The organism is Candidatus Bandiella numerosa, from assembly GCF_021811875.1.
GTDB classification, from domain to species: domain Bacteria; phylum Pseudomonadota; class Alphaproteobacteria; order Rickettsiales; family Midichloriaceae; genus Aquirickettsia; species Aquirickettsia numerosa_A.
Window position 1 is genome coordinate 1 of the sequence record NZ_JAJBJD010000025.1, and the last position, 9,089, is coordinate 9,089.

At 29.7% G+C, this 9,089-nt stretch carries 12 protein-coding genes; 4 read left to right on the forward strand and 8 right to left on the reverse strand.

The window, feature by feature from the left end; translation table 11 throughout:
* Nucleotides 1-90: 90 nt before the first annotated feature.
* The 7 genes from L8D11_RS01740 to L8D11_RS01770 form a co-directional block, all read right to left on the reverse strand.
* Nucleotides 91-237, reverse strand: a complete 147-nt coding sequence (locus tag L8D11_RS01740; RefSeq protein ID WP_236869957.1) for a hypothetical protein — start codon at nt 235-237, stop codon at nt 91-93.
* A 358-nt stretch (nt 238-595) separates the two neighbouring features.
* Nucleotides 596-1,591, reverse strand: coding sequence for a DsbA family protein (locus L8D11_RS01745; protein ID WP_236869958.1), 996 nt, complete (start codon nt 1,589-1,591; stop codon nt 596-598).
* 119 nt (nt 1,592-1,710) lie between these two features.
* Nucleotides 1,711-2,157, reverse strand: coding sequence for a DciA family protein (locus L8D11_RS01750; protein ID WP_236869959.1), 447 nt, complete (start codon nt 2,155-2,157; stop codon nt 1,711-1,713).
* Nucleotides 2,158-2,179: 22 nt separating this feature from the next.
* Complete coding sequence (rpsT, locus tag L8D11_RS01755) at nt 2,180-2,464, reverse strand: 30S ribosomal protein S20 (RefSeq protein ID WP_236869960.1); 285 nt, start codon at nt 2,462-2,464, stop codon at nt 2,180-2,182.
* Between the two features lie 13 nt (nt 2,465-2,477).
* Complete coding sequence (gene rpsD / locus L8D11_RS01760) at nt 2,478-3,095, reverse strand: 30S ribosomal protein S4 (RefSeq protein ID WP_236869961.1); 618 nt, start codon at nt 3,093-3,095, stop codon at nt 2,478-2,480.
* Between the two features lie 90 nt (nt 3,096-3,185).
* A complete protein-coding gene (locus tag L8D11_RS01765) occupies nt 3,186-3,515 on the reverse strand; it encodes a cell division protein ZapA (protein WP_236869962.1) in 330 nt (109 codons plus the stop codon).
* Nucleotides 3,516-3,525: 10 nt separating this feature from the next.
* The gene (locus tag L8D11_RS01770) at nt 3,526-3,846 is read right to left on the reverse strand and encodes a hypothetical protein (RefSeq protein ID WP_236869963.1); all 321 of its coding nucleotides are present in this window, start codon (nt 3,844-3,846) and stop codon (nt 3,526-3,528) included.
* 97 nt (nt 3,847-3,943) lie between these two features.
* On the opposite strand from L8D11_RS01770, the gene L8D11_RS01775 reads away from it, so the two are divergent.
* From L8D11_RS01775 to feoB, 3 genes are all read left to right on the forward strand, one after another.
* Nucleotides 3,944-4,159: a Sec-independent protein translocase subunit TatA/TatB gene (locus L8D11_RS01775; RefSeq protein ID WP_236869964.1), complete on the forward strand. Its 216-nt coding sequence runs from the start codon at nt 3,944-3,946 to the stop codon at nt 4,157-4,159.
* 108 nt (nt 4,160-4,267) lie between these two features.
* Nucleotides 4,268-4,504, forward strand: coding sequence for a FeoA family protein (locus L8D11_RS01780; protein WP_236869965.1), 237 nt, complete (start codon nt 4,268-4,270; stop codon nt 4,502-4,504).
* An 18-nt stretch (nt 4,505-4,522) separates the two neighbouring features.
* Nucleotides 4,523-6,802, forward strand: coding sequence for a ferrous iron transport protein B (gene feoB, locus L8D11_RS01785; RefSeq protein WP_236869966.1), 2,280 nt, complete (start codon nt 4,523-4,525; stop codon nt 6,800-6,802).
* Between the two features lie 86 nt (nt 6,803-6,888).
* On the opposite strand, the gene prfB is transcribed toward feoB, so the two are convergent.
* Nucleotides 6,889-8,014 (reverse strand): peptide chain release factor 2 gene (prfB, locus tag L8D11_RS01790; protein ID WP_236869967.1). Its coding sequence is split into 2 segments (ribosomal slippage): nt 6,889-7,944 and nt 7,946-8,014, totalling 1,125 coding nucleotides; the frame shifts between segments, so codons are not numbered across the junction.
* Nucleotides 8,015-8,030: 16 nt separating this feature from the next.
* Here prfB and murB point away from each other — a divergent pair.
* Nucleotides 8,031-8,927 carry a UDP-N-acetylmuramate dehydrogenase gene (gene murB, locus L8D11_RS01795; RefSeq protein WP_236869968.1) on the forward strand — a complete coding sequence of 299 codons (897 nt, stop codon included), beginning with the start codon at nt 8,031-8,033 and terminating at the stop codon, nt 8,925-8,927.
* The last annotated feature ends 162 nt before the right edge of the window (nt 8,928-9,089 follow it).

Genomic DNA, 9,089 nt, shown 5'->3' on the forward strand with positions numbered 1-9,089 from the left:
TCAGCAAATCGGCATGCAACATGCTAATTTAGCATAATATTTTGTTAACTTTCTTGAATTCCTATTATTCTATCAGCTTTTATACCAAACTTATCGTTCTTCTTTATATGAATCTAATTTTTTAAATTCATTTATTGCATATCTTCCTTGCTTTGCATTTATGCAACGGCCTTTATCAACTAATAAAGCAACCATAATATCTGCTTTCCCAACATCTATTCCTAATACATTTGACATATTGTGCCTCCTAAATTAATAATATTAAAAGTTTAAAGCTAACCATGTGAATACAGAATAAACCTATTATTTAGGTTTTTCTAAGATACCGTCCAACTTTAGACTTTTATGGAAGGAGGTTCTTATCAAGTTACCAGGCTTAATGCCTTGACGACGCCTCAGAATCACTCCTTCCAGCCGTTATAAAATAGCTAATCTCATAACAACTTATTTACAAGTATTTATTCTTGCTTTTTCAAGATACATGACGGTGCCCTTTTAACATAGCCACTAACCTTAATATTTTTACCTATTGGCTCAAGCAAAAAGAAAACCTCATCATGAAAATAAATCAAAATGAGGTTTCAACTTTGCTGTATTAATTGCTGTTAGTATTATTACTGATTTCTTCTTGTTGCTCAGGATTAGAGACAGGACTATTTACATCCTGATATTTATCATCCATTTTTTCGCTTGATACATCATTTTTATCGGATACCTCTGCATTATTAGCATTATTACTTACGTCATTGCTACCGCTATTATTTACGTCGCTGCCATTAACGTTATTAATAATACTCATGAGTTTATCATAGTTTACATAGCCAGGAATTAATTGCTCATTCACTATTATAGTTGGAGTTGATCTAAAACCAATTCCTTTAGCAACTTCTAAATTTTTGTCTATCACTGATTGAACAGATGGATCTTCAATTTCTTTATAAAGTTTCGCACTATCAATATCTAAAGTTTTACAAATATTTTGTACTTTTTGATCAATGCTAGTATCACTGTTATCATCCATCAATGCGAAATGAAAATCTAGATATTTTGCTGGAGCTATTTTATATACAGCAATCGCTAATTGACTAGCCTTTAAAGAATCTGCCCCTAAAATAGGTAGGTCTTTAAATACTATACAAACATCTTGTTTGCTATCCACAATTTGCTTAATAACCTCAGACATTTTCTTACAATAACCACAATTATAGTCATAAAAAGTAACTATGGAATTTTTAGCGTTGGGGGTACCATACTTAGGATCATTTGCATCATTAAGTAATTGTTCTTTAAAATCCACAACTAACTGTTGAACTTTTTTATTGTGGGCATCTTGTTGTTTACTTACATGAGATTCAATTGCTGAGATAACAATCTCAGGATTATCTTTTAGCTCTTCTTTGATAATATCCTTAACTTCAGATTTAGTAATGGTTTCTGAATTATCAGTTACATTTTTGGAGCTATTATCAATTACGGCTGTTTTAGTATCTTCTGGCACTGTACGATGCGTCTTAGAATTTTTATAAAAGAAATAACCTAGAGAAGCTACTACTAATACTATTAACAAAACAAATATATTTTTCGATTTCATGGTAGTTAAATTTAATTACTTATACGATGGAGAATTATTGCACGAATTATTTAGCAATGTAAATGAATTAATGTAAAAAATATAATTTATTTATTAATAATGTTGAAAAAAATCAAAATTTATTGTAAATTTTGTGCAATATTTATCAATATCTCCTTTATTTTTTTGTTATTATTTTTATTTATTGCAAGTAAGATATCTCTATTTTGGCTTAATGAATTTGTTGGCGCAGGCTTTTTTAATTCCTCAATAAATTTTTTTGCAGGTTTAGTGCATACTCCAATAATTTTTATTCTAGAAATAATCTCATATCCAAAATATCGTGTGATTTTGTCAATGATGTGAGGAATCATCATTTGAATCTTCAATATATTGCAGTGATTACTGATTTTAACCGTAAGAGTATTGTCCTTGTTTTTTGAAAATTTAATATCTTGTGGCAATATCTTATGCTTTAAGTCATCCCCCACAATCAAATCCCAGTAAAATAGTATTTTATAGTATGGGGTAGTGTGTTTATCAAATACAGGCTTAATTACTTGCTCAACATGACTTTTTAACCACATTGTCAAATTTGCATTTTATGTATTAGCCAGCAGGAGCAACTGATTTCTCTAATGATTTTACCTTGTGTGCAAGCCTGCTAACTTTTCTCGAAGCAGTATTTAACTTAAGTACTTTTTTGGTAACGGCCTTCATGATCGTTGACTCTGCTATCCTTAGGGCTGGTGCAGCATTAGCTAGATCATTTAACTTAACTAACTCTTCAACTTTTTTTGTAAATGTTTTAATTTTACTTTTTGTCGCTTTATTTCTCAACACTCTTTTAACAGATTGTTTATGCGCTTTAATTGCTGATTTATGTTGTGCCATAATTAATTTTTATTTATCTTGAATAAAACTCTACTACTAAACTAGGCTCCATTTGTACTGGAAATGGAACTTCTGCTAAAGTTGGTACCTTAAGATAAGTAGCTTGAAGATTAGAATTATCAATCTTTATGTATTCTGGCGTATCTCTTTCGCTTCTCTCTTTCGCCTCAAGAACAATCAATAATTTTTTAGATTTGTCATTTACCTCAACTATATCATTCGGTTGTAGCCTATAGCTTGGTATATTGACCACTTTACCATTTACTCTTACATGCTTGTGAGTTATGAACTGCCTAGACGCAAATACAGTAGGAACAAATTTAGATCTATACACGAACGCATCAAGCCTTGATTCTAATAAACCAATCAAATTTTCACCAGTATCACCCCTTCTACGGCTTGCCTCAATATATATAGCTTTAAATTGTTTTTCTCTAATATCTCCGTAATACTTTTTCAACTTTTGTTTTGCTATAAGTTGTGTACCATATTCAGTTGCTTTCTTATACCCTGAAGTTCCATGTACACCAGGCGGATAATTTCTTTTGTTATATGGATCTTTATCTGTGCCCCATAATGCTGCACCAATTCGGCGACTAATGCCATACTTTCTATTTAATCTTTTTGACACTATTATTCATTGATTACATTTTAAGCAAAATATAATATAAAAACCTACTAAGTCAATCATTTATGAATATTTTTACCGAAAAGATTGCTTTTAGGAATCCAATTTTTTTAATAACGCAGATATATTGTTAATTTCTTCTGCAATTAATTCATACTCATTTGCCAATGATTTTTTCTCATTTTCAAATTGATCATAAAAATTTGCTTTTAAATCTTGTAAATTTCTATTTAAAATTTCTATTTCATCTATTAGATGTAATGATGTAACTAAGAATGCTTTAGTATCTGATATGTTTTTACTGTGGCTTTTTATTTCATCTACTTTTGAGCTTAATTTTTCAGTTAAATCTAACAATTTTTTTGGATTTTCACACGAAAGCTTAATCTGAGTATTCCCTATTTTTAATTCAACTTCTTGCATATTTTGAATTTTATTTTCTATTTAAAATATTTTTTAATTGATTAATTGATATGTCTATATCCTGAGTCGCATCATCGTTGACCAAACGATCATCTTTTTCAAATTGAATAACTGAAGTTTCAGTAGTTATTTTATCTGACATTTTAATATCTAAATCTTTTTGCTCTGATTGAGGCTTTATAATTCTGTTTAATTTATCTATTTCATCATGAAGCTTAGCATTTTCAATACTAAGACTTGTTATTTTTCTTTCCAAAAATTTAACTTCCTGGATCTTATTAATAATTGCTTCATGCAAATCCTGTAAAGCTAATTTTATTTTGTTATCCATATTAATAATTATTGCATGAATATATAGCGTATAGTAGCATACACCGAATCGGTTTAAAATACGATAGCTATAATAACTTATCAAGAGATTTTTCCAGATGTTTGATATATCATTATCTGAATTGCTATTAGTTTTTGTTGTTGGAACAATTATTTTAAAGCCTAAAGATTTGGTCAATATACTTCAAAAATTTAATAAATTAAGTAAATTTGATAAAAAATTGCCCAATAAAGCAGAAGGTGAAGAAGATTTTTTTAGCTTTAATAAAGCTAATCTATTTGATCAAAATGACAAGGTGGAAAAGAAAAAATGATTACGGATATTAACTTATCGAACACATAATACTTTTGTGAATTTATACTTGACAATATATGGGATTCGGTCTAATTTCTTGTCAAGAATGATTATCAATTGCAATTACATGAAAACCAAGTCCATAAATAAATTACATAAAGGAGCTTATTTTATAATAGAGCATTTTTCACTGGATAAAATACAAAAACTCAAATTAATGGAGCTAGGAATATTGCCAAAAATAAAAATAAAATTACTTAAAAACAATAATTTTGGCTCATCCATAATAAAATGTGAGGGCGTTAAATATGCATTAGACAATTCAATAGCGCAAAAACTTATTACTAATGAAGTAGTAAATTAGATTATAGATAATATCAAAATGAAAAAAATATCCTTTGGTATTATTGGCAACCCTAATTCTGGAAAATCCACAATATTTAATCAATTAACAGGTTTAGGGCAAAAAACTGGTAATTGGTCCGGAGTAACTGTTGAAAAAAGGGTGGGAGAATTTAAGTTCAAGAATTATAAAATTCAACTTATAGATTTACCTGGACTATATTCCTTAGGAATTGGTGGTAAAACATCATTGGATCAGGACATCACAATTAATTATATAAAAGAAGGAGATTTTGATTGTCTAATCAATATAGTTGATAGTGTAAATTTTAAGAGAAATTTATATCTAACTTTTCAATTAATTGAAAGAAGGATACCAGTTATTTTAGTTTTGAATATGGATGACATAGCTAAAAGCAAAAATATAAAAATTAATGAAAATAAACTATCAAAACTATTAAAATGTCCAGTCATTAAAGTATCTGCAAAAAAAACGGATGATATTAATAAACTAAAAGATTTTTTACTAAAAAATAAAGATATTAAAAACGTTGTTGATATATTTGATTTTTATCCAAAAAAAATCAAAGAGCATTATTCAAATTTAGAAAATTTTTTAAATACTGATGAATTTAGTGTAATATCAAATAGTGATAAAATTTCAATTCTAGAAGGTAATTATGCTAAATATAGTGACAGGGTTAAAGAATTTGCAAAAAATATTTGTAACAACATTGAACTAGAATTTGGACAAACATCATATTTTGTTTTAGTAAATTGTAGATATGCTTTTATAGAAAAGCTTTTCAAAAAAGTTTGTGAGCATAAGGACCTTAATTATGAGTCATTATCGGATAAAATAGATAATATCGTGTTAAACAAAATATTAGGTGTGCCAATTTTTTTGATTGTATTATATCTAATGTTTGTTTTTAGTATAAACATCGGCGGGGCTTTTCAGGAATTTTTCGCTCTTATAGCAGAGGCTACCTTCATAGACATACCATTATTAATTGCCTCAAAAATTTATACATCCGAATGGCTCAATATACTAATTTACGGTCTAGGCGGTGCAATTCAAACAGTTGCGTCATTCATTCCAATTATAGCGGCTATGTACATGTTCCTTTCTCTCCTAGAAGATAGTGGGTATATTGCAAGGTCGGCAGTCATAGCAAATAAAATTATGCGATTACTGGGTTTATCTGGACATTCTTTCTTGCCACTTATCGTTGGATTAGGGTGCAATGTACCAGCTATAACAGGCACAAGAGTGTTATATAATCATAACAAAAGAATTTCAACTATTATGATGTCACCCTTTGTATCTTGTACGGCAAGACTTGCTGTATATACCCTCTTTTGTTATATATTTTTCCCAAATAACACACAAAATATAATCTTTGCACTGTATATTATTGGAATTTTAATGGCAATATTCACAGGTCTGTTGATAAAAAGTGAGGCTCAAAAAATAGCTGACTCTAATATGCTAATAGAGCTACCAGACTATAAACTACCTAAACTAAGGGTTATAACAAATAGTAGTATTTTAAGAACTAAATCATTTATTTTTGGAGCGGGCAAAACTATTGTAGTAGTTTTTTTTATTATTCACTTAATAAATTCAGTAAAAATTCCTATCAAAAATGAAGCTGGGACATATAACAATGAAAGCATTATAAATATAATAGGGAAAAGAGTAACCCCTATTTTAAAACCAATGGGTTTAGAGGAAAAAAATTGGCCAGCAACTGTCGGAATTATTACTGGAATATTTGCAAAAGAAATTGTAGTTGGAACCCTAGTTTCTTTATATGCCAATGAATCTGATGAGTTTAATTCAGTAAGTGAAATTGAAATCTTGGCAAAATATAAAAAAGCATTTTTAAGTGTACCTGAAAAGATGGTGCGCGTTTTTACAAATAATTTTGATAAACTTTATTATTTAGATAACAATATCACTAAAAAGAATTATCTTGATGATAACGAAATAAGCAATAAAGTCATAAAAAATATTTCAAACAATTTTGATAATAAAATTGCCGTTTTGTCATATTTAATATTTATTTTAATATATTTTCCCTGTGTTTCAGTCTTTGGAGCTATATCCAATGAGATTGGTAAAAAATGGGCAATAGTTTCAGCTTTATGGTCCACCATTTCTGCATATTCGGTATCAACAATGTTTTATCAAACATCAAATTTTATCGTGAACAATAGTATAAATTATTATTATCTTTTTCTCGGAATAATGATTTTAATAATAAGCTCAGTTTCTCTACGATACTTCTATATAACCCAAACCAGAAACAATTAAGCGCTATTTTTACTAATTCACTCAAACAAAAAATAAAAATCTTTCTTAAGCCCCATTGCGATAAAAATATTGCAGGCTCTAACTTTCTATTCAGATTGCAATTTTAGTCCTTTACCTGCAGTTGATTTTACAAGCACAGCATGAATAAATTCATCAATATCGCCATCTAAAACAGCAATGGTATTAGACGTTTGATGCTGAGTGCGCAAATCTTTAACCATTTTATAGGGGTGTAGAACATAAGAGCGTATTTGATTACCCCAACCTATTTCTGTTTTCTCTGCATTCTTTTTATCATCCTTATCTTCAAGCTTTTTTAACTCTAATTCATATAATTTCGATTTAAGCATAGACATACATTCTTCTTTATTCTTATGTTGCGATCTACTATTTTGACACTGTACAACTATTTTTGAAGGTAAGTGAGTTATTCTTACAGCACTATCAGTTGTGTTGACATGTTGTCCACCAGCACCTGAGGAACGGTAGGTATCTATTCTCAACTCAGCTTCAATTATTTCAACTGAAACATCATTATCAATTTGCGGGTAAATCCACACACTGGCAAAGCTTGTATGACGCTTACCAGCGCTGTTAAATGGCGATACTCTTACAAGTCTATGCACTCCTCTTTCTGTTTTTAACCATCCAAAAGCATTTTTTCCATGTATCTTAAAAGTAACTGATTTAATCCCAGCCTCTTCACCAACTAAGCTATCAATGATTTCATATTTAAAATTATGCCTTTCTATCCATCTTTGGTACATTCTCATTAGCATCGAGGCCCAATCATCACTTTCAGTTCCACCAGCACCAGAATGAACTTCTAAAAAACATCCTTTCTCATCAAGTTTTCCACTTAATAAACATTCAATTTCTTGAACTTTGACAGATTTTTCTAATTCTTTTAATTGTGCCAGCGTCTCCTTATATATTTCTTCATCACCCTCTGCTTCAGCAAGCTCAATCATCTCTAGATATGCCTGTAAATTTTCACTTATAGATATAATGTTTTGAATATTCGTCTCTAGATATGTCTTTTCTTTTAATATTGCTTTAGCTTTATTTTGATTTGACCATAAATTAGGGTCTTCTGCTTTTTGCGACAGTTCTTGCAGTCTTTTTTTTGCAACGTCTAAGTCAAAGATAACCTCTTAGTAGCTCTAAAGACTTTTCTATGCTATCTTTAATGTTTAGAATTTCTGTGTCCATATTTTAATAATATACGATGTCCTTTATTGACACATTACCAAAAATCAGAGGAAAGTACAGAGAAAATGCAAATGTTGGCAAAATGTGTTGGTTTAAGACACATAGTATTGCTGATGTTTTATTCATTCCACAAGATATTGATGATTTAAAATATTTTTTGTCCAATAAACCTAAAGATATACTAACTTTTGTTATGGGAGCTGGTTCAAATTTATTAATTCGTGATGGTGGTTTTAAAGGAGTAATTATAAGATTGGGAGCAGGATTTAATTATGTACACCACAATGGGAGTGATGTAGTAGCTGGCTCTGCATGCTTAGATTTAAATGTGGCAAATTATGCAGCAAATAACTCTATAGCAGGACTTGAATTTTTTGCAGGAATTCCTGGAAGTATTGGAGGTGCATTGGCCATGAATGCAGGAGCCTACAACAATGACACATCATCAGTACTAATTGAAGCAAAGGCAATCAGCATGACTACAGCAGAAATCAGAATATTTTCAAATCATGAAATTGGATATTATTATCGCGGAAAAAATTTAACTAATGATTGGTTATTTTACGAAGCAAGATTTCATGGTAAACAAGGAGATAAATATGAAATACAAAAAGCTATTAAAGAAATTCAAGAAAAGCGATCTTCTACTCAACCAATAAAATCTAAAACTGGAGGCTCGACTTTTAAAAATCCAGTTAACCATAAAGCGTGGCAACTTATAGATCAATGTGGATTGCGTGGCATAAAAATTGGAGGTGCAAAATTCTCCGAATTGCATTGCAATTTCTTAATAAATGAAGGAGAAGCAACGGCATCAGATTTAGAGCATTTAATCAATTTAGCAAAAGAAAAGGTAAAGAATAAATTTGATATAAATTTAGAAGAAGAAATAAAAATTATAGGTAATCAATAATTAATTGCAATAACAACCAAAAAATAATGGCACTACTCCTGACTTCATGCACTTTGAGAGAAGTGTATAGAGGTAGGTGAGGAAAAAGGAGGAGAAAATTTTAAAGTCGCTGAGTAGTGCCTAAGCTAAATATTAGTTGACATTATATTATTTACTGGTAAC

Coding starts and splice junctions, on each gene's coding strand:
- L8D11_RS01740 (WP_236869957.1), bottom strand. CDS start 237: ATGTCAAATGTATTAGGAATAGATGTTGGGAAAGCAGATATTATGGTT.
- L8D11_RS01745 (WP_236869958.1), bottom strand. CDS start 1,591: ATGAAATCGAAAAATATATTTGTTTTGTTAATAGTATTAGTAGTAGCT.
- L8D11_RS01750 (WP_236869959.1), bottom strand. CDS start 2,157: ATGTGGTTAAAAAGTCATGTTGAGCAAGTAATTAAGCCTGTATTTGAT.
- rpsT (WP_236869960.1), bottom strand. CDS start 2,464: ATGGCACAACATAAATCAGCAATTAAAGCGCATAAACAATCTGTTAAA.
- L8D11_RS01765 (WP_236869962.1), bottom strand. CDS start 3,515: ATGCAAGAAGTTGAATTAAAAATAGGGAATACTCAGATTAAGCTTTCG.
- L8D11_RS01770 (WP_236869963.1), bottom strand. CDS start 3,846: ATGGATAACAAAATAAAATTAGCTTTACAGGATTTGCATGAAGCAATT.
- L8D11_RS01775 (WP_236869964.1), top strand. CDS start 3,944: ATGTTTGATATATCATTATCTGAATTGCTATTAGTTTTTGTTGTTGGA.
- L8D11_RS01780 (WP_236869965.1), top strand. CDS start 4,268: ATGAAAACCAAGTCCATAAATAAATTACATAAAGGAGCTTATTTTATA.
- feoB (WP_236869966.1), top strand. CDS start 4,523: ATGAAAAAAATATCCTTTGGTATTATTGGCAACCCTAATTCTGGAAAA.
- murB (WP_236869968.1), top strand. CDS start 8,031: ATGTCCTTTATTGACACATTACCAAAAATCAGAGGAAAGTACAGAGAA.